Origin of the sequence: Waltera sp. (assembly GCF_046969025.1) — a bacterium.
Taxonomy (GTDB): domain Bacteria; phylum Bacillota; class Clostridia; order Lachnospirales; family Lachnospiraceae; genus Acetatifactor; species Acetatifactor acetigignens.
This window is the reverse complement of the sequence record NZ_JBKVQF010000019.1, coordinates 14,802-38,392: the sequence shown is the minus strand read 5'-3', so window position 1 is coordinate 38,392 and position 23,591 is coordinate 14,802. Positions and strand designations below refer to the sequence as shown.

Sequence of the window (23,591 nt, the reverse complement as noted above, 5' to 3'; positions counted from 1 at the left end):
TCTGTCACTATTTTGCTTATCCGGTCGTAGGTATTACCGCTCTATCTCATGCAGAAACAGACCGCTGCGCAGCTTCGGCTCGAACCAGGTGGACTTCGGAGGCATCAGACGTCCCGCATCCGCCACTGCAAAAAGTTCCCCGATGGAAGTAGGATACATGGAAAATGCCACCTTCATATCGGTATGTACTCTCCGCTCCAGTTCCGCAAGTCCCCGGATACCTCCCACAAAATCGATCCGCTTATCGGTCTTTGGATCTTCGATTCCCAGAACAGGATTCAACAGGTAATTTTGTAAAAGAGATACATCCAGTCCTTCCACAGCATCTTCGCTCCGAATCTCCTTCTTCGCTGTAAGACAGTACCACTCATCTTCCAGGAACATACCGAAAGCTCCTTTTTTCTCCGGCCGGTAAGGAATACGTCCTTTTTTCTCTATCATAAAATGTTCTTCGATGGCTGCCAGGAACGCATCGACATCCATACCGTTTAAATCCTTCACCACCCGGTTATAATCCAGGATCTGCAGTTCTTCATCTGGGAAAATCACCGACAGGAAATAATTGAATTCCTCTTCTCCCGTATAATCCGGATGCTGCTCTCTGCGCTTTAATCCCACCTTTACCGCTGAGGCACAACGATGATGACCGTCCGCAATATAAATAGCCGGGATCTTTGCAAATGCCTCTTCAATCATTGCCACATCCGCAGCCTCCGAAATCACCCACACACGATGTTCGATGCCGTCCTCACTGACAAAATCGTATACCGGTGTCTGTGTTTTGATCTCTCCGATCTTGTTCTGCAGTTCCTCTTTCGCCCGATATGCCAGGAAAATGGGCCCCGTCTGCATACTGCAGGTATCTACATGGCGGATACGGTCTTCCTCCTTATCCGCTCTGGTATTTTCATGCTTTTTGATCACATTGTTCCGGTAATCGTCAATAGAGGCACAAGCCACTACACCGGTCTGGCTGTTCCCGTCCATGGTCAGTTCATACAGATAGAAACATGGCGTCGGATCCTGTACAAATTTTCCTTCCTGAATTTTCTCCCGAAGCAGCTGATCCGCTTTCTCATACACACAGTCCGCATATGTGTCTACTTCCTCGCCAAACTGCGTCTCCGCCCGATCAACCACCAGAAAAGAGTCCGGATTCTTCTTCACCACTTCACACGCTTCCTCCCTGTTATATACATCATAAGGAAGCGCCGCAATCCTTTTCTCCATCCCCTGACAGGGACGATATGCCCTAAATGGTCTGATCTGTGCCATACTCCTACCTCCCAATTTCTATATGTTCTTATTTTACCAAATCCCATCTCATATCACAAGGTTATTAAAATAAGCAAGCAGCCCCGGATGGGTGTAAGAATAAGCAGGCCGTAAGCAGACGTCAGCACTTAGCGGGCGTATTCTGACCGCTTATGTGCCGTTACGCTCTGCGACAGAGCGAAAGCGTGCCGCGTTTCTTACCCCAGCCGAGGCTGCGGGGGGTTATTACTAAAATAATACCTACCCCAACTTATGGAACAAAATACAGTTGGGCATATTGACCTTCATTGCCGGTCCATTCATGATCATCGTTCCATGCTCCAGATCAATATGGAAGAAGGTCATCGTATTACTTTCATGATTCAAAGACACCAGAAACTTATTGTCCGGGAAGAACTCTGCATCCTTGGGATACTCACCGCTGATCGGCAGCAGGAAGTTCTTCTTCAAAAGTCCTGTCTTCTTGTCTACATCAAATACGATAACAGAATTATCCCCTGCAATGGAACTGAGCAGATAATTGTAATCCAATGAAAAACTGAAGGCGCTGGCACTGTTGGTGTTGCCTCTGGTCAGCTTGATCAGCTCTACCGTCTGGATCTTCTCAAAGGTAGGGTCGTTATTATTGTCCGCATATTCGTATACATCAATATAACACTTTAATTCATGGAGAATGTAAATATACCTGCCATCCTCGGAAATCTTGATATGACGGGGGGCGGATTCCATCTCACTGCGGATGATATCCTCCAGCTTTACCTTGCCCTTCTCCACATCAAAACGATATACATTGACATGATCCATACCCTGATCTGCCACCAGAAGATACTTATTATCATGTGTCATGCGGGCACAGTTGATATGGGGACGGAAATTCCGCTCTGCCATACTGCCCAGACCCTTGTGGTAGATTTCATCAGTGATTTCGCCGATGGAACCGTCCTCTTTCAGTCTGAGTACTGTCAGCTTACCGTCATGATAACCGGCTACAAACAGATACTGATCCGTATAATCCGTAGAAACATAGCAGCCTCTCATACCATTGATTGGTGCAAAGTTGATCAGCTCCAGATCTCCGTCCGGCTGGATGGTATAAGCCTCCACACCAAAATCCGTTATAGAATAAAGAAACTTTCCGTTGTGGGAAATGGTCAGATAGGAAGAGTTCGTGATCTCTACCTTATCTTTCTCCTTGAAACGGCCGTTTTTCATATCCACATCATATATTCTGATGCCATGACTGTCCCCCTGTGTGTAACTGGAAATGTAGGCAACATATTTTTCCTTGCTCATGACCGGATCCTCCTTAGCGTTCTATGTCTTTTTTATGTTTATAAATATAGCACAATTCTGAAAATTGTGAAACATTTTTTCTGCAAAATTGCCGAAAAATACTCCTGTTTTTTCCACAGGGTAAAGTTTATGTAAATTAGGCCAGAAATTGCAAAACTTCACATTGACTTTCCGTGTATTTACGTATAATATTAATTCGACTTGCAAAAAATTTTCATTTAGGTTTTTCGAGGATTTTTTGCAGGATTTTTTACATCAGGAAGGAAAAAATTGATGAAAAATGCTTTAGTCAATTTAGTGAACATCTCAAAATCATTTGACAATCAGATGGTTCTGGATGATCTCAATCTGTACATCCGCGAGAACGAGTTTCTGACTCTGTTGGGCCCCAGTGGCTGCGGAAAGACTACAACCCTCCGTATCTTGGGCGGTTTCGAGACCCCTGATAAAGGTCAGGTCATTTTCGAAGGCCGGGATATCACTAACCTTCCACCCAATAAGCGCAATTTAAATACCGTATTCCAGAAGTATGCTCTTTTCCCTCATATGACCATTGCGGAGAACATTGCTTTCGGATTAAAGATCAGCGGTAAAAGTAAATCTTATATTAATGATAAAATTAAATATGCCCTGAAGTTAGTCAATCTGGACGGTTTCGAGAACCGTATGCCGGATTCCTTAAGCGGCGGTCAGCAGCAGCGTATCGCCATTGCCCGTGCTATCGTAAATGAGCCCAAGCTTCTGCTGTTGGATGAGCCTCTGGGTGCACTGGATCTGAAACTGCGTCAGGACATGCAGTACGAACTGATCCGTCTGAAAAATGAGTTGGGAATTACCTTTATCTATGTCACCCACGACCAGGAGGAGGCTCTGACCATGTCCGATACCATCGTGGTCATGAACCAGGGCTATATCCAGCAGATCGGCACTCCCGAAAGTATCTACAACGAGCCGGAGAACGCTTTCGTTGCCGACTTTATCGGTGACAGTAACATTATCGGTGCAACCATGATCAGAGATCGTCTGGTAGAGATCCTTGGTGCCCGCTTTGAATGTGTGGATACCGGTTTCGGAGAAAACAAGCCCGTCGACGTAGTCATCCGTCCCGAGGACGTGGAGCTGGTATCACCGGAAGAAGGTATTATCCAGGGTACACTGACCCATTCCATTTTCAAAGGTGTCCATTACGAAATGGAAGTTATGGCCAACGGTTTCGAGTGGCTGGTACAGTCCACGAAAATGGTTCCTGTCGGGACCAAAGTCGGCATCAAAGTGGATCCGTTCAACATCCAGATCATGAAGAAGCCGGAATCCGAGGATGAGGAGGCGATTGGAGTCAATGAATAAAAAATTATTATCGCTCCCTTTTATCTTCTGGTCAGCCATGTTTGTCATCGTGCCCCTGTGCATGGTCTTCTACTATGGTCTGACCGATAAGAGCGGTGCTTTTACGCTGGATAATATTCTGGCGATCGCAACCGCCGAGCATTCCAAGGCTCTGTGGGAAGCGCTGAAGTTATCCGTGATCAGCACTGTGATCTGCCTGCTTCTGGCATATCCCCTTGCCATGATCCTGTGTAACATGAATGTCAACCAGAACTCGTTTCTGGTATTGATCTTTATCCTGCCCATGTGGATGAACTTCCTGCTTCGTACCCTGGCATGGCAGACACTGCTTGAGAAGACAGGTGTCATCAACAGCATCCTCTCCACCCTGCATCTGCCGGCGTTAAATATTATCAATACACCCTCTGCCATCGTACTGGGTATGGTATACAACTTTTTGCCTTTTATGGTACTGCCTCTTTATAATGTACTGATCAAGATCGACAAGAGCGTAATCAACGCCGCTTATGATCTTGGTGCCAACGGTGTGCAGACCTTTGTACGGATCATCTTCCCCTTAAGTCTGCCCGGCATGTTCAGCGGTATCACTATGGTATTTGTCCCCGCCCTGACCACTTTCGTGATCAGTAAGATCTTAGGCGGCAGCAAAATCCTGCTCATTGGTAATGTCATCGAACAGGAATTTACCCAGACCGGCAACTGGAATCTGGGAAGCGGACTTTCCATCGTACTGATGCTGTTCATTATCTTCAATATGGTGATCTCCGTAATCACGGATAAAGAGGGGGAGGCGAACACATTATGATCAAAACAACGGCACAGAAAATATATCTGGGGCTGATCTTTATCTTTTTGTATGCCCCCATCGTTACCCTGATCGTACTCTCCTTCAACGCCAGCAAGACCCGTGCAAAATGGGGAGGTTTTACGACCAAATGGTATGCTGCCCTGTTCCAGAACGAACAGATCATGCAGGCTCTGTGGAATACACTGGCGCTGGCTGTGTTGTCTGCACTGATTGCCACCTTCATTGGTACGATTGCCTGTATTGCCATGCAATCCATGAAGCGTACCAGTCGTACGATCCTTATGGGAATCACAAATATTCCCATGCTGAACGCAGAGATTGTTACCGGTATCTCCCTGATGCTTCTGTTCTTAAGCCTTGGAGCCAAATTTGGTTTTGGTACGATTCTGCTGTCACACATTACGTTTAATATTCCTTATGTGATCTTAAGCGTAATGCCCCGTATGAAGCAGTTGAACCCCAGCACGTATGAGGCCGCCCTTGACCTGGGTGCTTCCCAGACCTACGCCTTTTTCAAGGTGGTATTTCCGGATATCCTGCCGGGTATCCTTTCCGGTTTCCTGATGGCATTTACCATGTCACTGGATGATTTTATCATTACCCACTTTACCAAAGGTCCCGGTGTCGACACACTGTCCACCAAAATCTACACTGAGGTAAAGAAGGGCATCAAGCCGGAAATGTATGCATTGTCCACCATCATTTTTGTGACGGTACTGGTTCTGCTTTTACTGGTGAACTACATGCCCATGGCAAAGAAGAAGAAATAATTCTTTGAAAATAGATTCAGGAGGAAAAGAAATGAAAAAATTTATTGCACTGCTTCTGTGCGGTATCCTTACCGCAACTGCTCTGACCGGCTGCGGGTCCTCTTCCGCCGGTGGTGAAAACGGTGAAGTCATCGTCTACAACTGGGGTGAATATATCGATCCCGATACGATCACCATGTTCGAAAAAGAGACCGGAATCAAAGTGGTCTACGATGAGTTCGAGACCAACGAGATCATGTATCCCAAGGTAGAAGCTGGTTCTTCCGCTTATGATGTGGTATGTCCTTCCGATTACATGGTACAGAAAATGATTGAAAACGACCTGATCCAGGAACTGGATTATGACAAGATCCCCAATGCCAAGGAAAACATCGGTGCCGAGTATTATGAGCAGGCTGCCGCTTACGATCCCGGCAACAAGTACTGTGTTCCCTACTGCTGGGGAACTGTAGGAATCATCTATAATAAGACTCTGGTAGATACCCCTCCCACCAAATGGGCAGATCTGTGGGATGAAAAATATGCTGACAATATTCTGATGATGGATTCTATTAAAGACAGTTTTATGGTTGCTCTGAAGAAAAACGGCTTCTCTTCTAACAGTCTGGACGAATCCGAACTCCAGATAGCTACCGATGATCTCATCGCCCAGAAGCCTCTGGTACAGGCGTATGTTGTAGATCAGGTACGTGACAAAATGATCGGCGGCGAGGCTGCGATCGGTGTAATGTTCTCCGGTGATGCCATTTATGTGATCGGCGAAAATCCGGATCTCGATTATGTCATTCCCGAGGAAGGCACCAATGTCTGGATCGATGGCTGGGTAATCCCGAAGAATGCTCCCAACAAGGAAAATGCAGAGAAATTCATCGATTTCATGTGTCGTCCGGATGTAGCACTGAAGAATTTCGAGTACATCACCTACGGTACTCCTAATACCGCCGCCAGAGAGCTGATCGAGGATGAAGATCTGAAGAATTCTCCCATTGCTTTCCCGGATCTGACGCAGTATAACAATCTGGAAACCTTCCTGTACCTCGGAGAGGACGGCGAAGAACTCTACAACAAATACTGGAAAGAAGTTATGTCCAACTAGTCTTTCAGACAAAACAAGCCCCTGAACTGCCAAGACAGTTCAGGGGCTTTCCTGTTACCCATATTTTCAGGAATTCTGCTCACATCCACAGGTCTCGCATCTTCCGTCATTTCTCCTGGAAAATGCCGGATCATCCACCGGTGTGAAATTCGGGAAATCCGGTCTGGGCGGTCTGCGGTCTCTGTCTCCACCGCGTCCCTCGTCTTCCAGACAACGTGCGCCGCAGGCATTCGAGCTGCCACAGGAACTACTGCTTCCGCAGGAGTTATTGGAATTCCCACAGGAATTGTTGTTTCCGCAGGAACTGCGATTGCTGTTTCCTATACAGCTACAGCCGTTGCTACAGGAATTTCCACCACAAAATAGTAACAATAACAGAATGATACAGTTCATAGGATCCTCTGCTTACCACTGTTTTTTACTATTCTATTCCGCTTTCTCCAGCTGGTGCCAGTCCATACACCGTTTATGCTGCACCAGTTCCTCTTTGATAAACCGGAAGGTCTTCTCCTCTCCCTCCTCTGCCAGCATTTCCAGCACATATAGCAGTTTTGCCTTCGTCTCCGGATGAATGGGTGCCCTATCTGTCCCCTGATAATAGTAATCAAGAGGAGACCTGTCCGTGTATTCGCCTCCCATATAGACCTTGCTGGCAGCGATCCGATCCATGATCATTTCCGCAATATACTTATCCGGCATCGGCACCGGAGCCATTCCACCGGGCAGTGCCTGCATGCTGTAATCGATCCAGTATTCGTAATGATGTTTATTCCGGCCCTTATGGTGCAGCCAGGCGCTGGAATAACCGATATCTTCTCGTTCCGCATTGTTGGGGCTGCGTGTCCCCTGATAGTATTTTGCCCCTACCCAGAACTCTGTGGGACTATACTTGGACATATCATGCAACAATCCCTGTTTATACAGACCTACCTTAAAGCAGCCCTTTGCCACAAGGATCTTATGATGTGTGATCGTTTTAAAATGTTTCCAGATATTCATTTCGTTCTATCATCTTTCTCCGGCAACATCTGTTTTCTTTTTTAAAGATCTTGCCGAAACTTTTTTCTCCTTGTCCTGTGATGCTGCCATCACAACGCCTTCATATACTGCAATACTTCTGGGGGCAATGATCCCCGTCTGCTCTCTGGACTGTTCTTCTTTCTCCTGCACTGTCAGAGTATCTTCCGCCTTCTCCGTTGCCAGCACAAGATTCCATTCCATACCCTTCGGCAGCTTTGGAAATGCCAGTTTCTGCGGCTCCCAGTGCATATTCATGGCAACATAGAGGAAAGAATCCTCCCCACCCTGTGGTGTCTTTGCATACTTTCCGCAGTACATAATGCCTACATGCCGGTTATAGCTCTCTGTCTGGGGCCTCCAGGCATTCTGTCCGTGATAGGACAGATCCGGATAACCACAAGATAACGTATCCAGGATCCGAAGCTCTTCCTCAGGATGCAGGATCGGGTGTGCCTTACGGAAAGCGATCATCTGTTTCCAGAAATTCAATAATTCCGCATTTTTCTCCCTGTCCTGCCAGTTCAGCCATGTGATTTTATTGTCCTGGCAATAGGGATTGTTGTTGCCCTGCTGGGAATTGCCAAACTCATCCCCCATGAAAATCAACGGGGTGGACTGTGTCAGCAACAACATACAAAATGCATTCTGTAACTGTTTTTTCCGAAGTGCCTGCACTTTTTTCCGTCTGGACGGTCCTTCCTCACCACAGTTCCAGCTGCAGTTATAATCGTTACCGTCGCGATTGCCCTCGCCGTTGGCTTCGTTATGCTTATGGTCATAAGAAACCATATCCATCAGGGTAAATCCATAATAATTAGACAGATAATGGATCCGTCCCATATTGGCGGGGATATGACGCATCTCATACAATACGCCCGATAGCATATTGTCATCTCCCTTAAGAAAACGACGCATGGTATACAGATAATCGTCCCGGTATTCCGCCAGATTCCGGTATTCCGGCTTCACTGCCGGATCATAGAGTTGCTCCGTATCAAAGGAATAATGCCACAGTTTTGTCCCGGACAATGCCGGATCTCCAGCCAGCATCTGAGCCGGTACTCCCTCCCCCATCAGATGAAAACCATCCACATGATAGGATAATACCCAGAATCTTAAAATATTCCCGATCTCTGCAGCATCCATTCCCCGGGGGAAATAGAACTGCAGGATCACTTCCATTTTTCGCTTATGGAATTCTTTTACCATAAGACGAAACTCTTCTGCTGGGTCTTCCCCTGCCGCATAGGCTGCCTTAGGCGCATAATAGAAGCCTTCCCGATAGCCCCAATAGTTCAGCACCCGGTAGCCGGGCAATTTACCTTCTCCGTTCTTTTCCCCCGCCACGGCCGCAAGTTCTCCGGAGGTCTTCGGCACCGTCTTCTCCGGTGTCTCATCGAATTCATAGACCGGTTGGAATTCCACGGTTGTCACACCGATTTCCTGAAGATAGTCCAGCTTCTCCACAACCCCTGCAAAGGTGCCTCGATGTGTTACCTGAGATGAGGCATGCATGGTAAAACCACGCACATGAAGGCAATAGCAGGTGCTGTCTTCATAGGGAAGCATAGGGTGCATATCCTGTTCCCAGTCGAAATCTTCGTTGGGAAATACTGCAATGCGATCCGCAGGCTTACGTATTTTCCCATAAGCAGGCTTACGCAGGAACCCCTGTGCATGCAGATCCGGCACAGTACGCTCCCCTTCATAGAACTGATACCCGACATTTCCCGGCTCCAGTTCCAGATATTTACAGTACACATTTCCCATCCGTTCCTCCTGTCGAAACGGAACCCTGTGCGTTTTTTTTCCACTCTTTCTGTCATATATGAGAATGCCGCAATCCTTTTTCCCGGACGCATAGGCAAAACGGATGGCTCCGTCCTCCACATGCGCCCCCAGAGGGTAAGGCTTTATTGCATGCTTTTTTTCTGTCATTGTCATACCCCATCTTCCAGTTTTCTATCACTTACAGTCTCTTTGTCCATTTTTATTATAGTCTGTAAGTGTAAGAAAAACAAGCATTGCAAGAATATCCGTAAGCGGTTATAATAAAGGAACAAAGTACTGTTACACCCAATAAACATAACAGGAGGATTCCCATGGGTAAAAAAGAAAGCTATGAAGATGAAGAAATGACCGTTGAGCTGGAGCTGGAAGACGGCACTGTTGTCAACTGTGCCATCATTACCATTCTCACCGTAGAGGCCAAGGACTATATCGTACTGTTGCCTCTGGACGAGGACGGCGAAAACGAAGACGGAGAAGTATGGTTCTACGGATATTCCGAGAATCCGGATGACCCGAATGAAGAACCCATTCTCGCATACATTGAAGATGATGATGTCTACGAAAAGGTTGCCGATGCTTTTGATGAGTATCTCGACAGCTGTGAATTTGACGAGATCATCGATGATAACGATTCAGAGGAATAAGGAATCTGGAAGGGAACCTGGGACGCTCTCTCGTGCCTGTAAGGCAGAGAAGTTCCAGGTCTTTTTTTGCCCGTGTCATCGCCACATAGAAGATCCGTCGTTCCTCTTCACAATGCTCCGGCTCCCGGGAGCTTCCGTGGGGAAAGGTCTTCTCATTACAGTCCGGGATCCACACATGGTCGAATTCCAGCCCCTTTGCCGCATGTACCGTCAGCAGAGTGATCCCGCTGTTTTCCTGTTTTTCCTGCTTCTTCTGCATGCCACTCCTTACAGTTTCCCTGCATTGCAGTTGTTCCCGGTAAAGCTCCTGTGCTTCCTGCCATTCTTCAAGGCTTCGGTATCGTCCCGCATCCTCCGTGATAAAATCCAGCACTTCCTGCCATTCCGTCAGATCTGTTTTTCCCTCCTGTGCAGCTCTCACCCGCAGGTATCTCTCATAGCCGCACGCCTTACGCAAAAATGCCATTGCAAGCTTCAGTTCCGTATTTTTTACAAATTCCATCTGTCGTATCCATACTCCGACCGCTTTCTGCGCCTTTTGCTGCCCCGCGTCCGGACTTCCCGCAGTCAGATCTTCATAATATTTCTTCAAAGCCGGTAAAGATGCTTCGGCACCAAAAGCCTCTCTGGAAATATTCCGATATGGTCTGTTGCTCACCCTCAGGTAATCCGCTCTTGTAGCACACCCCTGCGCGATCCGCAGATAGGACAGAAGATCCTGTGCGATAAAATGGTCATAAATGTTTCTCCCCTTCTCTTTCATGGAAAAAGGGATCCCCTCCCCGGTAAGTCTCGCCGCCACGCCCTGCATGGCCAGATTTGTCCGGAACAATACAGCACAGGTCTCCCCATTTATCCGATTTTTCAAGCTTTGTACCAGATACCTCATTTGTTCCGAAGCCTCACTGAATTCCCTGATTTTTACCCGATATTCCTTCCGGTATCCGGCGTCAGTCTTATGATCCCCTGCCTGCCGTCTATGCGCCTCGCAAGGCTCCAGATCCTTATGAAAACGGTCCTTATTCTCATCTATCACCGCCAGGGATGCCTCCACGATATCCGGATGACTGCGATAATTCGTCCGAAGAAGGATCTGCTTTGCACCAAATTCCTCTACAAACTGTCTCATGCAGGCTGGTCTGGCTCCGCGGAATCCGTAAATGGCCTGATCATCATCCCCCACTGCAAAAATATTTCTATGTTTTTCCGCCAGAATTTTCACGATACTGTACTGTCTGTAATTGATATCCTGAAATTCATCGATCAGTATATATTCAAACCGGTTCTGCCAGTATGTACGCTGCACCGGATCCCTTTGCAGAAACTCCTCGCATTCCTTTAACATATCCTCAAAATCAAGGCCTCCGGTATTTTTTCTCGCCTCCTCATAAGCTTCATAGATCCTGGAAAAATGTTGTTTTTCTTCTTCCGGAAGCTTCTTTCTGCTGTTCTCAATATCGCCGGTATTTTTGTAATAACCGATGGCAGCAAGATAGTTCCCGGCAAGCTCCGTTACTTCCGCTGCGGATCTTTTTTTACAGTCTGTTATTTTCTTCAAAATGGGAAGGATAAGATCTCTTTTTTGTCTGTCGTTTAAAATATTGCCTGATGAAATTCTGCCCGACTGGAGCAGGATTTGATAGAAAACAGAATGAAATGTTCCAAAATTGACGGTATGCACTTCCTGTGGAGATATCTGCGCAAAGCGCTGCCTCATGGATAGAGCCGCTTCTCTGGTAAAGGTGATCACCAGAAGCTTCTCCGGGGTGATCCGGCGTTCCCGGATCAGATACAGGATCCTCTGGGTGATGGTAAATGTCTTGCCGGAGCCGGGGCCCGCCAGTAATAACAGCGGTCCCTCTCCGAACGTGACAGCCTCCCGCTGGGAGGCATTTAAGCATGTCAGATCAGACATTTGCCTGTAATAACTCGATTCCTTTGCGGATTCTTGCCAGAGATTCCTCTTTGCCCAGGACTTCCATAATCTCCGTAGCACCGGCAGGTGTCATCTGCTTGCCGGATACGGCGGTACGGATCGGCCACATCACATAGCCGTTCTTACAGCCTTTTTCCTCCACATATTTTACAAGAGTCTGATACAGCCCGTCATTGCTGTAATCCTCCTGTGCCTCCAGGATCGGAAGCAGATCTTTCAATACCTCCAGAGAAGTCTCTGCGGTAGTCTTCATCTTCTTGTGTGTATACATCGCCACGTCATATTCCGGAAGCTCCTCAAAGAAATCTACCAGTCCGGCAATATCCGGGAATACTTCGATTCGGGTCTTTACCATGGCTGCGATCTTCTTCAGATCCAGAGGCTTGCTAATCGCTGCCTTCAGGTAAGGCTCTGCCATCTCATAGAACTTGTCGAAATCCATAGCCTTCAGATATTCACCATTCATCCAACGCAATTTCACGATATCGAAGACTGCCGGGGACTTGCTGATGCGATGGTAATCGAACTCCTTGATCAATTCATCCAGAGAGAAAATCTCGCGGTTATCCTCCGGGCTCCATCCAAGCAGTGCCACATAGTTCACGATGGCTTCGGTAATGAATCCCTGATCGATCAGATCCTCGAAGGAAGCATGTCCGCTTCTCTTGGACAGCTTCTTGTGGTTCTCATCGGTGATCAGCGGCAGATGGATATATACCGGTACCTGCCATCCGAAAGCTTCGTACAGACGTACATATTTGGGGGAGGAGGACAGATATTCGTTGCCTCGTACCACATGGGTGATATTCATGGTATGGTCATCTACCACGTTTGCAAAGTTATAGGTAGGGTAACCGTCGGATTTGATCAAGATCATATCATCCAGCTGGGAGTTATCTACTGTAATGTCTCCGTATAACTCGTCATGGAAAGTCGTGGTGCCTTCCTTGGGGTTGTTCTGACGGATGACAAAAGGCTTGCCTGCGGCAAGATTTGCCTCAATCTCTTCTTTGGACAGGGACAGGCAGTGCTTGTCATATACGGTGATCTCCTTACCATCCACAACTTCGGTCTTCAGGGAAGCCAGTCTCTCCTTGTCACAGAAACAGTAATAAGCTTCTCCCTTATCGATCAGTTCCTTGGCATATTTCATATAAATACCGGTTTTCATACGTTCACTCTGCACGTAAGGACCATAACCGCCGTCCTTATCCGGGCCTTCGTCATGTACCAGTCCGGTCTTCTCCAGGGTACGATAGATGATCTCGGTAGCACCTTCCACATAACGTTCCTGATCTGTATCCTCGATGCGGAGCATAAAATCTCCGCCGGCATGCTTTGCAATCAAAAATTCATATAATGCGGACCGCAGATTACCTACATGCATTTTACCGGTAGGGCTGGGTGCGTATCTTGTTCTGATCTTTGTCATTTTCTCCTCATTTCCGCAGGCGATCCGTATCCGTTCTGTACCTTCCGGCCTACGCTTCCCTGCTTATATATTCCTGTCCGCCCTCTCTCAGAAGGTAGAACTACTTCCTTATTCTACCGCCTTTTTTCAAAAACTGCAACAGTTAAGACAAGGTTTTCGGATGGGGCAGATTCCACCGAAAGTGTGCCGCCAGAAACCGGATCGCCATGACCACAAAGGCAGCGATAAATACCGCGGGAAGTCTGCCGATACTGCGGTACAGCCAGACGCAGCAGATACCGCCTACCAGAGAGGCACAGGCATAAATATGCTTTACGAAAATATACGGTTCCTCTCCCGCCATCATGTCACGCATCAGACCGCCGCCCACGCCGGTGAGCATGCCGATAAATACCAGCAAAAAGGTATTGTCCGGATAGCCGTTGTCGATGCCAGACATCACACCCAGGGAAGTAAAAATTCCCAGTCCTACAGAGTCCATGCCTAACATCGCTTTGTCATAAAAGGTTCCCAGTCTGCCGCTCAAAAGATCCTGTTTGATATAAAGCAGTATAAAAATAGCCAGTGCTGTAGCCACCGAGACACCGACATATACCGGTTTCTCCAGTGCCGAAGGTAATTTCCCAAGGATCACGTCTCTGGTCATACCACCACCTACAGCCGTCACCACGCCCAGCACACAGATGCCGAAAATATCCATCCGTTTCCGGATCCCCACCATGGCACCTGATGCTGCAAAAGCGATGGTTCCTAAGATTTCCATAAAAAATATAATACTGTCCTGAATGTTCATAAAATAGTTTCTCCTAAAAGTTCTCCACGCTATTTTATAGTATCTTTCCCGAAATAACAATATGCCATTTGTAACTATTCTGAATAGTTTCTCTAATTTTATCTCTATGCGCGCAACAAAACCGCCACGGTAATGTGACGGTTTCGTTTTCGGGATATATCTGTTCTGTTGCAGTGTTTATTCTTTTTCCAGTTCCACCATTTCCTGATCCACACTTTCATCAGGCACTTTCTTCTCAGCTTCGTTCTTGAACTTGTCCACGGCTCTGGCAGCTACGGGGATGGCGATGTTGGTGCCGGCTCCGGCGATACAGCCTCCGGGGCAGGCCATGCCCTCGATCAGGCAACCGTTCATCTTGCCGGCCTTGGCAAGGAGCAAGGCTTTCTTACATTCTGCCAGGCTCTCCGCATGCTGGATATTGACCGGTGTACCGGGATAGTATTTCTCGATGCAGTCCTTGATGGCATTGGCAACGCCGCCTGCCACACCATAACCTCTTCCGGCGGAGGTGGCATCCTTCATCTCGTCCATGGCCTTGATCTCGTCCAGCAGAATTCCCTTGGCCTCGAACATACCGGTAAGTTCTTCAAAAGTGATGACAAAGTCCACATCGGATCGAACGGTACGTCTGCTGGCTTCCAGCTTCTTGGAAGCACAGGGTCCGATGAATACCACGGAAGCATCCGGATGCTCCTGTTTGATCAGACGGGCGGTGGCTACCATAGGAGTCAGCTCGTTGCTGATCTTGTCAATGGTCTCCGGGAACAGATTCTTCGCCATCACGGACCAGGAAGGACAGCAGGAAGTCAGCGCAAACTGTTGCTTACCTGTGGCTACTTCCTTTACATAATGCTCTGCTTCCGCCATACATCCCATATCCGCACCCAGAGCAGTTTCATATACATCCGCAAATCCCAGTTCCTTCAGTGCTGTCTTGAACATCTCCGGCGTTACCTTGGGACCAAACTGTCCAGCAAAAGCAGGTGCCACCTGTGCAATGATCGTGCGGCCGGACTGCATGGCACGGATCAGCTGGAAGATCTGGGACTTGTCAGCAATGGCACCAAAGGGGCAGCTTACCATACACTGACCACAGGATACACATTTCTCATTGTCGATTACAGCTCTTCCCACATGGTCAGATGTAATGGCTCCAATACCGCAGGCAGCCTTACAGGGACGCTCTTTATGACAAATTGCATCATAAGGGCAGATTTCACGACATTTTCCGCACTTAATGCATTTCTCCTGATCAATAACAGACTTGCCGTTTTTCATAGAGATCGCGCCCTTGGGACAGACACTCTGACAGGGATGCGCCAGACATCCCATACAGGAGCTGGTCACCTCGTAACGGTTCTCCGGGCAGGCATTGCATGCCGAAGGAATGACCTGCATCAGAGGGGGTTCATAATATTTTTCATCAATATTGCTCTCTTCAAGTCCCTGTGTCAGATGTCCGGGATGCTCGCGGTTCTCCGGGCGTAAGCTCATACCCATGGCCAGACGGATGCGCTCACGGATGATCGCTCTGTCACGATAGACGCTCTCCCAAAACTCCGACTCTTCATAGTCTACGATCTTATAAGGCAGCGCCTCCATATCATCCTTCAGATTCTTGGAATTGTAAGCCAGATTGGCCACTTCCTTAAACACCCTTCTTCTCCGCTGTCTTACCGGAGTATCGATCCCTCTCATGCTGCTCATATCACATTACCGCCTTTTGATATTTTTTTAACACACTAACCATATTAAACCATATCATATCCATAAATGCAAGAAAAATATCAATAAAAATGGGATCTCACACCGTTTTTACGTGAAAGATCCCATCCTTAGAATTTTCTGTTATTCTTATCTTTTATTACTTCATAACGACTCTCTTGAAGTTCTTCTTACCTCTGCGGACTACCAGGCCCTCTCCATCAAACTGCTCGGGAGCGTAAGTAGTCTTTACATCGGTAACTTTCTCATCCGCTACGACAACACCGCCCTGTTCTACAGCACGTCTTGCTTCACTGCGGGATGCAGACAAACCGGATTTTACCAGAACACCGAGAATATCGATCTTACCATCCACAAAATCAGCCTCTGTCAGCTCGCTGGTAGGCATCTCTGCAGCATTGCCACCGGTAAACAGTGCTCTTGCACTCTCCTGTGCCTTCTTAGCCTCTTCCTCGCCATGTACCAGATTGGTCAGTTCGTATGCCAGAATCTCCTTCGCCTGATTCAGCTGGCTGCCTTCCCATTTGTCCATCTCATCGATCTGCTCTAAGGGCAGGAAGGTCAGCATTCGCAGGCACTTCAGAACATCGGCATCTGCTACGTTTCTCCAGTACTGGTAGAACTCGAAGGGAGTGGTCTTGTTGGGATCCAGCCATACGGCACCCTTCTGGGTCTTACCCATCTTCTTGCCCTCGGAATTCAACAGCAGGGTAATGGTCATGGCGTAAGCATCCTTGCCCAGCTTTCTGCGGATCAGTTCCGTACCACCCAGCATGTTGCTCCACTGGTCGTCACCGCCGAACTGCATGTTACAGCCGTATTTCTGATATAAGGTCAGGAAGTCAAAGCTCTGCATGATCATGTAGTTGAATTCAAGAAAGCTTAAGCCCTTCTCCATTCTCTGCTTGTAGCACTCTGCGGTCAGCATACGGTTGACACTGAAATGTGCTCCCACGTCTCTCAACAGTTCCACGTAATTCAGGTTCAACAGCCAGTCCGCATTGTTGACCATCAGTGCCTTGCCGTCACTGAAATCAATAAAACGGCTCATCTGCTTCTTGAAGCAGTCTACGTTATGCTGAATGGTCTCCTTGGTCATCATGGTACGCATATCGCTTCTGCCGGAGGGATCACCGATCATCGCAGTTCCTCCACCGATCAGAGCGATGGGCTTGTTGCCTGCCATCTGCATTCTCTTCATCAGGCACAGGGCCATGAAATGCCCCACGTGAAGACTGTCTGCAGTAGGATCAAAACCGATATAGAAGGTAGCCTTTCCGTTATTGATCAGTTCCTTGATCTCCTCTTCATCTGTCAGCTGTGCCAGCAGTCCTCTTGCTTTTAATTCGTCAAATACTGTCATTTTCTCTTCTCCTTTTTGGGTTCTTTTTACTCTGTATACCTTTTTTACATTTTGGGGGAATCGGCTCCAAAGGCACTAAAAAAGCCCGCCCCTTTTTCAAAAGGACGAGCTTAATCACTCGTGTTACCACCTAATGTTCCAGCCAGACTCACATCTGACAGCTCAGTAAGTATCTATCAATACTTCGGCCGATATCGGTGCCTGCCGTCCTGATCTACTCGTTCGGGATCCTCTCATAAAATCTACTGATCCTTCTCTTTCCACCGGCTGCTCCGGGATGTATTCCTGCTCTGCTTCTGTGCGCCTCTCACCGACCGGCTGCTCTCTGTCAGAAGTGGAGGAACAGTACTTCTTCCCTTCATCGCATTCTTCTTATCCTATGTTTGCGCTAAACATGACCTTATTATAGCCAGTCTGCGTTTTTCTGTCAACACTTAAAATTTTGCTGCTGGCAGGAGCCGCCTTACGGGTCTATTCTTCCGGCCAGGGCAGGTGGGATACTTCCAGCTTCTTGTCACGAAGCATCAGTTCTTTTACCGCCTGATCCGCGGGCTTACCATCAAAGAGCACTTCATTTACCTGCTCGATAATAGGCAGCTGAACATCATATTTTTTCGACAGTTCCATGGCCGCTTTAGCGGAATACACGCCCTCTACCACCATCTGTACTTCCTTCATGGCTTCCTCGTAGGTCTTGCCCTGTCCGATGAGGATACCGGCACGACGGTTGCGGGAATGCATGCTGGCGCAGGTCACGATCAGATCTCCGATACCGGTCAGACCGCAGAAAGTCTCAAAATTACCACCCATGGCAGTACCAAGTCTTGCGATTTCGGTAATGCCTCTGGTGATCAGCGCAGCCTTCGTATTATCTCCGTAGCCCAGTCCGTCTGCGATACCGGCAGCCAGTGCCACTACATTTTTCAGTGCACCGCCCAGCTCAATTCCCAGTACATCGGGGCTGGTATAGACACGGAACACTTCGTTCATGAACAGATTCTGCACATATTCCGCACAGCTTTTGCTCTTAGAACCCGCTACGATCGTTGTAGGAATCCCGCGGCTGACTTCCTCCGCGTGGGTAGGTCCGGACAGCACCGCTACCTGTGCCTGCGGAATCTCATCTTCGATGATCTGCGCCTGGGTCATCAGGGTATGCTCCTCGATTCCCTTGGAGACACTGACAATTTTCTGTCCCTGTGCCACCAGCGGGCTGATGCGGTGTGCTGTGCTTCTGGTATAAGAGCTTGCCACTGCCATGACCAACAGGTCCTTGCCCTCGATGGCCTGTTTATCATCCGTCGTAAAGATCATATCCTCCGGAAGCTTTACTCCCGGCAGCATCTTATGCTCGTGATTCTCCTGAAGCATCTGAATCTCTGCGGGAACCGCAGACCATACCGTCACCTCATGTCCGTTTTTATGTAATACCACTGACAGGCCGATGCCCCAGCTTCCGCCACCCAATATACATACTTTTGCCATAGCTTATTTGTCCTCCCCTGAGATTTCTGTCTGCGCTTCGGCTGATTTCTTATTCTTGAACAGATAAGTCTTCCTCTCGTTCCCGTGGATCAGACGCACGATATTCTGTCTGTGTTTCCAGTATGCCATGACTGTTAAAAATGCGGTGATGGCGTACATTTCATATAGCTGTGACTGCGGCATGGTGCCGAACAGCCCCGTCTGTCCGCAGACCACCATCTGGATCATAAATCCTGCATATACCAATAATGATCCCAGAGACACATAATGGGTGGTCAGGAAGGTTCCGAAGAACAATACCACGCCCATCACGATAAAATAAGGATGGAACGACAGGATCAGTCCTGCTGTGGCAGCGATTCCTTTTCCTCCCTTGAATCCCATGTAAAACGGGAAGTTATGTCCGATGATGGCTCCTGCACCGGTGTACAGGCACAGCAGATAAATATTCTCCGGATGTCCGGTAGTGAACAATGCCTTGGTGATGCATACGGCAACGATACACTTTAAGCAGTCTCCCGCCAGTACGATCAGTCCTGCCTTGGTTCCCAGCACTCTCAGAGCATTGGTGGTACCGGCATTGCCACTTCCGTACTTACGGATATCGATTCCCTTTGCCTTTCCGTAAAAGTATGCGGTCTGAAACAGGCCGAACACATAACCGATGAGTAAACAGATAACACGTTCCATTATTGATCTTTTTCCTTTCGTTCTCTGATGATAAACCGGAGGGGCGTCCCCTTGAAACCAAAGGTCTCCCGGATCTGATTCTCAATATATCTGGTATAGGAGAAATGCATCAGCTCCTTATCATTTACGAAAATAACAAAGGTAGGGGGTTTTACCGCCACCTGAGTAATGTAGTACAGACGAAGTCTCTTACCCTTGTCGGAAGGTGGCTGCTGCATGGCCACGGCCTCTGCCATGATCTCATTCAGCACACCGGTAGCCACACGCATGGCGTGATTCTCACTGACGATATCGATAGTCTCGAACAGCTTGGGCAGTCTCTGTCCTGTTTTCGCAGAGACGAACAGAAGCTCTGCATAGGGCATGAAGGATAAGGTATTACGCACCTTTTCGGTAAATTTATAAATGGTCTTGTCATCCTTTTCGATAGCATCCCATTTGTTCACCACGATGATCGTAGCCTTTCCTCTCTCATGGGCGATTCCGGCGATCTTCGCATCCTGCTCCGTAACACCTTCCTCTGCATCGATCATCAGTACCACCACCTCGGCACGCTCTACGGCACTGACGGTACGGACGATCATATAACGCTCCAGTTCTTCCTTGATCTTGTTCTTCCGGCGAAGACCGGCAGTATCAATGAAGACATATTCTTTGCCGTTATAAGTGATCTCGGTATCCACCGCATCTCTGGTGGTACCCGCGATATCAGAAACGATCAGACGGTTCTCACCCAGCAGTTTGTTGATCAGGGAAGACTTGCCGACATTGGGCTTTCCGACGATGGCCACACGGGTGCGGTCATCCTCTTCTTCCTCTGCCTGTTCCTTATCAAAATATTCCGTTACGGCCTCCAGCATGTCACCGATTCCCAGACGATTCACCGCAGAGATCGGATGGGGATCGCCAATACCCAGATTGTAGAATTCGTAGACATCCGCCATATACTTCTGGAAGCTGTCCACCTTATTGACCACCAGTACCACGGGCTTGTGGGAACGGCGCAGCATGTCTGCCACCTTGGAATCCGCATCCACCAGTCCCTGCTTTACATCCACCAGGAAAATGATCACGTCTGCAGTCTCCATAGCGATCTCTGCCTGTTCCCGCATCTGGGACAGGATCACGTCCTTGCTGTCCGGCTCGATACCTCCGGTGTCGATCAGGGTAAATGTCATATCCAGCCAGTGGATATCCGCATAGATACGGTCTCTGGTAATACCGGGTGTATCTTTCACAATAGATATATTTTCGCCAGCCAGTGCATTGAACAGGGTGGACTTACCGACATTCGGGCGTCCCACCACCGCAACGATGGGCTTGGTTTTTCTCTTTGCCATAATTTCCTCCGTTTCTTATTTACCATCTTAAAATCTATTCAGATGCATCTTCTCCAAGCAGGGCATCCACAAGATCATATCCGCTTGATTTTACAATATTCACGGGCACTTGTAAAGCCCCCTCCACGTCTGCCAGCGTATAATCATCCAGGAACAGATCCGCTCCGCTTCTGAGTACATTCCGGGGAAGATACAATGCTTCTCCCAGATTTTTGTCCTTTAACTGCTTTACGATATCCTGTCCCGTCAGAAGTCCGGACACCGTGATCAGCTCTCCGAAAAATTCATTGATGACCTCATAGACATGTATCTGCAGGCCGGGGTATTCCGACATCATTTCTTCCGACATCTTCTTTAAATAAGGAAACGCCAGTCTTCCCGTAGCCAGAGAGATCTCTCTGGTGCCTTCCCAGGATGGCTTTTTTCCCGCTTCCTTTTCTGCGGTACGCCTCTTCAGTCCGTCGTGGAATTCATCCAATAGCAGGCGGATCATTCCAACACCGTTCTCCAACTGCAGATATCCGTCGTAACGTTCCTCTTCCGGCACCTCTCTGCCCGCCAGAATGTACCATTCATCACTGGCCTGGATAAAGTGTGTCCCATATTTTTCCATGCAGATCTTCTGGTATTTCTCGATCAGATCAATGATCTCACCAGCATCCTGCGCATTAAACGGCTCTAACGGATATAATCCCTCCCGGTACCTGGATAATCCTACCGGCACCACCGAGACACTTTCCACATTTGGCAGATATTCCATCAGCTTCCGGATGCTGTATTCCAGTTCCTTGCCATCGTTTACACCCTTGCAGAGTACGATCTGTCCGTTCATCCGGATTCCGGCTTCATTCAGGATATCCACCTTTTTCAGTGCCTCCCCGGCGAAACGGTTATTCAGCATCTTACAACGCAGATCCGGGTTCATGGTCTGGAAGGAAATATTGATGGGCGACAGATGATATCTGCAGATTCTGTCGATATCATGGTCTGACATATTTGTCAGTGTCACATAATTTCCTTGCAAAAAAGACAGACGGGAATCGTCATCCTTAAAATACAGGGTATCCCGCATGCCCTTCGGCATCTGATCGATAAAGCAGAAAATGCATTTGTTATGGCAATGACGGTATTCGTCCATCAGACCGTTCTCAAATTCGATGCCCATATCCTCATCAAATTCCTTGTCGATCTCTAAGAGCCACTGCTCTCCGTCCGGCTTCTCTACCAGCATCTCAATATAAGTATCCTGTGTCAGAAACTGATAATCAAAAATGTCTTCGATCTCTGTATTATCTATGGCCAGTACTTTATCTCCGGGAGCGATCTCCAGTTCCTCCGCGATGCTTCCCGGCTTTACTGTTTTTACAATATGTTCTTTTTTCTTCATTCTAATTCACCTAACCATCTTTCTCCTATCCATTGTACAAGAAATTCCTTGACGTGTCACTAGCATAATGTTATAAATTAATTGTTATATTCAGAATAGTTCCGCAAAATTAAGCATCGAAGATGCGCTTTTGCGGAAGGAAGATCTGCATATTTTTACGAACAATAAAGCTCGTCCAGGAGGGACATCATGCCTAATTTACACGAACTGGAAAATGCCATGCCCGTGGCTCCTTTGAAGATCATCGCTCTGCCTTCCGCAGAAAAAATGGGACGCCGCATCAATGACTACATGGTAGAATTCCGTAAGAGTATCCATAATGACAAAGTGAAAAACGATCCTGCCTTTCACGGCTATATCGAGAGCAACTATCTCGTAGACGTGGATGTGCCCCGTTTCGGAAGCGGTGAAGCCAAAGCGCAGATCAGCGAGACCATCCGCGGTAAGGATCTGTTCATTCTCACCGATGTATGCAATCATAGTATTACTTACAACATGAACGGCTATACCAACCACATGTCTCCTGATGACCACTACCAGGATCTGAAGCGTGTCATCGCCGCCTGCAACGGCAAGGCCAGACGTATCAACGTCATCATGCCTTTCCTCTATGAAGGCAGACAGCATCGCCGCAGCGGCAGAGAATCCCTGGACTGTGCTTATGCACTGGAAGAGTTACGGGATATGGGAATTGATAACTTTATCACTTTTGATGCCCATGATCCCAGAGTACAGAACTCCACTCCGCTGAATGGATTTGATAATTTTACCACCCCTTACCAGTTCATCAAGTCCTTGTTAAATTCCGAGGACGATATGATCGTGGACAAGGATCATCTGTTAGTCATCAGCCCGGATGAAGGAGCTCTGGATCGTGCCATTTATTTTGCCAGCGTTCTGGGTGTCGATACTGGTATGTTCTACAAGAGACGTGACTATTCCACCATCGTCAACGGCAAGAACCCTATCGTTGCTCACGAATTCTTAGGTGACAATATTGAAGGTAAGGATATCATCATCATCGATGACATGATCTCCTCCGGTGGAAGTATGCTGGATACTGCAAAACAGTTAAAGGCCATGAAAGCCAGACGCGTATATATCTGCTGTACTTTCGGCTTGTTCACCGACGGTCTGAAGAATTTCGACGCTGCTTACGAGCATGGTGATTTCGATAAGGTCATTACTACGAACCTTACCTATCTGCCGCCTGAGATCTACACCAGACCTTATTTCGTGGAAGCCGATATGAGCAAGTTCATTGCTTCCCTGATCGACTTTATGAACCATGACGCTTCTCTGTCCAATGTCATGGCTACCACCGAAAAGATCCACGGTATTGTAGAAGCCTACAACAATCGTACGGAAATGAGCGAATTTCATTTTTAATTTCCAA

At 47.8% G+C, this 23,591-nt stretch carries 18 protein-coding genes, 1 pseudogene and 1 other annotated feature; of the genes and pseudogenes, 5 read left to right on the top strand and 14 right to left on the bottom strand.

Features of this window, described 5'->3' with window-relative positions:
- Positions 1-33: 33 nt before the first annotated feature.
- Both ACLTOH_RS11085 and ACLTOH_RS11080 read right to left on the bottom strand, forming a co-directional pair.
- The gene (locus ACLTOH_RS11085) at positions 34-1,275 is read right to left on the bottom strand and encodes a DUF1015 domain-containing protein (protein WP_118669520.1); all 1,242 of its coding nucleotides are present in this window, start codon (positions 1,273-1,275) and stop codon (positions 34-36) included.
- Between the two features lie 240 nt (positions 1,276-1,515).
- Positions 1,516-2,568 (bottom strand): lactonase family protein, encoded by a 1,053-nt coding sequence (locus tag ACLTOH_RS11080; protein ID WP_022312985.1) that lies wholly within the window; start codon positions 2,566-2,568, stop codon positions 1,516-1,518.
- A gap of 273 nt (positions 2,569-2,841) precedes the next feature.
- On the opposite strand from ACLTOH_RS11080, the gene ACLTOH_RS11075 reads away from it, so the two are divergent.
- The 3 genes and pseudogenes from ACLTOH_RS11075 to ACLTOH_RS11065 all read left to right on the top strand — a co-directional run bounded on the left by ACLTOH_RS11075 (position 2,842) and on the right by ACLTOH_RS11065 (position 6,589).
- The gene (locus tag ACLTOH_RS11075; RefSeq protein ID WP_118537831.1) at positions 2,842-3,915 is read left to right on the top strand and encodes an ABC transporter ATP-binding protein; all 1,074 of its coding nucleotides are present in this window, start codon (positions 2,842-2,844) and stop codon (positions 3,913-3,915) included.
- The gene (locus tag ACLTOH_RS11070; RefSeq protein WP_412224117.1) at positions 3,908-4,720 is read left to right on the top strand and encodes an ABC transporter permease; all 813 of its coding nucleotides are present in this window, start codon (positions 3,908-3,910) and stop codon (positions 4,718-4,720) included. The genes ACLTOH_RS11075 and ACLTOH_RS11070 overlap by 8 nt, the downstream gene beginning before the upstream one ends.
- Positions 4,717-6,589: pseudogene (locus ACLTOH_RS11065) on the top strand (extracellular solute-binding protein). Before ACLTOH_RS11070 ends, ACLTOH_RS11065 begins: the two are co-directional and overlap by 4 nt.
- A gap of 66 nt (positions 6,590-6,655) precedes the next feature.
- Here the strand turns inward: ACLTOH_RS11065 and ACLTOH_RS11060 are convergent.
- From ACLTOH_RS11060 to ACLTOH_RS11050, 3 genes are read right to left on the bottom strand one after another with little or no spacing between them, the layout of a single operon-like run.
- Positions 6,656-6,982, bottom strand: a complete 327-nt coding sequence (locus ACLTOH_RS11060; protein WP_118669515.1) for a hypothetical protein — start codon at positions 6,980-6,982, stop codon at positions 6,656-6,658.
- Positions 6,983-7,015: 33 nt separating this feature from the next.
- Positions 7,016-7,588: a DUF5662 family protein gene (locus ACLTOH_RS11055; RefSeq protein ID WP_022312991.1), complete on the bottom strand. Its 573-nt coding sequence runs from the start codon at positions 7,586-7,588 to the stop codon at positions 7,016-7,018.
- A 9-nt stretch (positions 7,589-7,597) separates the two neighbouring features.
- Positions 7,598-9,553 carry an alpha-amylase family glycosyl hydrolase gene (locus ACLTOH_RS11050; protein WP_412123378.1) on the bottom strand — a complete coding sequence of 652 codons (1,956 nt, stop codon included), beginning with the start codon at positions 9,551-9,553 and terminating at the stop codon, positions 7,598-7,600.
- Between the two features lie 158 nt (positions 9,554-9,711).
- On the opposite strand from ACLTOH_RS11050, the gene ACLTOH_RS11045 reads away from it, so the two are divergent.
- A complete protein-coding gene (locus tag ACLTOH_RS11045) occupies positions 9,712-10,044 on the top strand; it encodes a DUF1292 domain-containing protein (RefSeq protein ID WP_022312993.1) in 333 nt (110 codons plus the stop codon).
- Here the strand turns inward: ACLTOH_RS11045 and ACLTOH_RS11040 are convergent.
- The 9 genes from ACLTOH_RS11040 to ACLTOH_RS11000 all read right to left on the bottom strand — a co-directional run bounded on the left by ACLTOH_RS11040 (position 10,016) and on the right by ACLTOH_RS11000 (position 22,195).
- Positions 10,016-11,959 carry an ATP-dependent helicase gene (locus tag ACLTOH_RS11040; protein ID WP_412194673.1) on the bottom strand — a complete coding sequence of 648 codons (1,944 nt, stop codon included), beginning with the start codon at positions 11,957-11,959 and terminating at the stop codon, positions 10,016-10,018. The genes ACLTOH_RS11045 and ACLTOH_RS11040 overlap by 29 nt on opposite strands.
- Positions 11,952-13,412, bottom strand: a complete 1,461-nt coding sequence (gene gltX, locus ACLTOH_RS11035; protein WP_022312995.1) for a glutamate--tRNA ligase — start codon at positions 13,410-13,412, stop codon at positions 11,952-11,954. The genes ACLTOH_RS11040 and gltX overlap by 8 nt, the downstream gene beginning before the upstream one ends.
- Before the next feature lie 142 nt (positions 13,413-13,554).
- The gene (locus ACLTOH_RS11030; protein WP_022312996.1) at positions 13,555-14,205 is read right to left on the bottom strand and encodes a trimeric intracellular cation channel family protein; all 651 of its coding nucleotides are present in this window, start codon (positions 14,203-14,205) and stop codon (positions 13,555-13,557) included.
- A 177-nt stretch (positions 14,206-14,382) separates the two neighbouring features.
- Positions 14,383-15,903 carry a 4Fe-4S dicluster domain-containing protein gene (locus ACLTOH_RS11025; protein ID WP_227064374.1) on the bottom strand — a complete coding sequence of 507 codons (1,521 nt, stop codon included), beginning with the start codon at positions 15,901-15,903 and terminating at the stop codon, positions 14,383-14,385.
- A gap of 166 nt (positions 15,904-16,069) precedes the next feature.
- Entirely contained in the window at positions 16,070-17,293 is a 1,224-nt protein-coding gene (gene tyrS, locus ACLTOH_RS11020) for a tyrosine--tRNA ligase (protein ID WP_118537827.1), read from the bottom strand.
- A 97-nt stretch (positions 17,294-17,390) separates the two neighbouring features.
- Positions 17,391-17,664: a binding site (T-box leader), on the bottom strand.
- Positions 17,665-17,764: 100 nt separating this feature from the next.
- Complete coding sequence (locus tag ACLTOH_RS11015; RefSeq protein ID WP_119623668.1) at positions 17,765-18,778, bottom strand: NAD(P)H-dependent glycerol-3-phosphate dehydrogenase; 1,014 nt, start codon at positions 18,776-18,778, stop codon at positions 17,765-17,767.
- A 3-nt stretch (positions 18,779-18,781) separates the two neighbouring features.
- Positions 18,782-19,468 (bottom strand): glycerol-3-phosphate 1-O-acyltransferase PlsY, encoded by a 687-nt coding sequence (plsY, locus tag ACLTOH_RS11010; RefSeq protein WP_119623667.1) that lies wholly within the window; start codon positions 19,466-19,468, stop codon positions 18,782-18,784.
- Positions 19,468-20,808, bottom strand: coding sequence for a ribosome biogenesis GTPase Der (gene der / locus ACLTOH_RS11005; protein ID WP_022313002.1), 1,341 nt, complete (start codon positions 20,806-20,808; stop codon positions 19,468-19,470). Before der ends, plsY begins: the two co-directional genes overlap by 1 nt.
- 34 nt (positions 20,809-20,842) lie before the next feature.
- Positions 20,843-22,195, bottom strand: coding sequence for a DUF512 domain-containing protein (locus tag ACLTOH_RS11000; protein ID WP_172594741.1), 1,353 nt, complete (start codon positions 22,193-22,195; stop codon positions 20,843-20,845).
- Between the two features lie 189 nt (positions 22,196-22,384).
- Here ACLTOH_RS11000 and ACLTOH_RS10995 point away from each other — a divergent pair, with 189 nt between their 5' ends.
- Positions 22,385-23,584, top strand: a complete 1,200-nt coding sequence (locus ACLTOH_RS10995) for a ribose-phosphate pyrophosphokinase (protein ID WP_022313004.1) — start codon at positions 22,385-22,387, stop codon at positions 23,582-23,584.
- The last annotated feature ends 7 nt before the right edge of the window (positions 23,585-23,591 follow it).

Coding starts and splice junctions, on each gene's coding strand:
- ACLTOH_RS11085 (WP_118669520.1), bottom strand. CDS start 1,275: ATGGCACAGATCAGACCATTTAGGGCATATCGTCCCTGTCAGGGGATG.
- ACLTOH_RS11080 (WP_022312985.1), bottom strand. CDS start 2,568: ATGAGCAAGGAAAAATATGTTGCCTACATTTCCAGTTACACACAGGGG.
- ACLTOH_RS11075 (WP_118537831.1), top strand. CDS start 2,842: ATGAAAAATGCTTTAGTCAATTTAGTGAACATCTCAAAATCATTTGAC.
- ACLTOH_RS11070 (WP_412224117.1), top strand. CDS start 3,908: ATGAATAAAAAATTATTATCGCTCCCTTTTATCTTCTGGTCAGCCATG.
- ACLTOH_RS11060 (WP_118669515.1), bottom strand. CDS start 6,982: ATGAACTGTATCATTCTGTTATTGTTACTATTTTGTGGTGGAAATTCC.
- ACLTOH_RS11055 (WP_022312991.1), bottom strand. CDS start 7,588: ATGAATATCTGGAAACATTTTAAAACGATCACACATCATAAGATCCTT.
- ACLTOH_RS11050 (WP_412123378.1), bottom strand. CDS start 9,553: ATGACAATGACAGAAAAAAAGCATGCAATAAAGCCTTACCCTCTGGGG.
- ACLTOH_RS11045 (WP_022312993.1), top strand. CDS start 9,712: ATGGGTAAAAAAGAAAGCTATGAAGATGAAGAAATGACCGTTGAGCTG.
- ACLTOH_RS11040 (WP_412194673.1), bottom strand. CDS start 11,959: ATGTCTGATCTGACATGCTTAAATGCCTCCCAGCGGGAGGCTGTCACG.
- gltX (WP_022312995.1), bottom strand. CDS start 13,412: ATGACAAAGATCAGAACAAGATACGCACCCAGCCCTACCGGTAAAATG.
- ACLTOH_RS11030 (WP_022312996.1), bottom strand. CDS start 14,205: ATGAACATTCAGGACAGTATTATATTTTTTATGGAAATCTTAGGAACC.
- ACLTOH_RS11025 (WP_227064374.1), bottom strand. CDS start 15,903: ATGAGAGGGATCGATACTCCGGTAAGACAGCGGAGAAGAAGGGTGTTT.
- tyrS (WP_118537827.1), bottom strand. CDS start 17,293: ATGACAGTATTTGACGAATTAAAAGCAAGAGGACTGCTGGCACAGCTG.
- ACLTOH_RS11015 (WP_119623668.1), bottom strand. CDS start 18,778: ATGGCAAAAGTATGTATATTGGGTGGCGGAAGCTGGGGCATCGGCCTG.
- plsY (WP_119623667.1), bottom strand. CDS start 19,468: ATGGAACGTGTTATCTGTTTACTCATCGGTTATGTGTTCGGCCTGTTT.
- der (WP_022313002.1), bottom strand. CDS start 20,808: ATGGCAAAGAGAAAAACCAAGCCCATCGTTGCGGTGGTGGGACGCCCG.
- ACLTOH_RS11000 (WP_172594741.1), bottom strand. CDS start 22,195: ATGAAGAAAAAAGAACATATTGTAAAAACAGTAAAGCCGGGAAGCATC.
- ACLTOH_RS10995 (WP_022313004.1), top strand. CDS start 22,385: ATGCCTAATTTACACGAACTGGAAAATGCCATGCCCGTGGCTCCTTTG.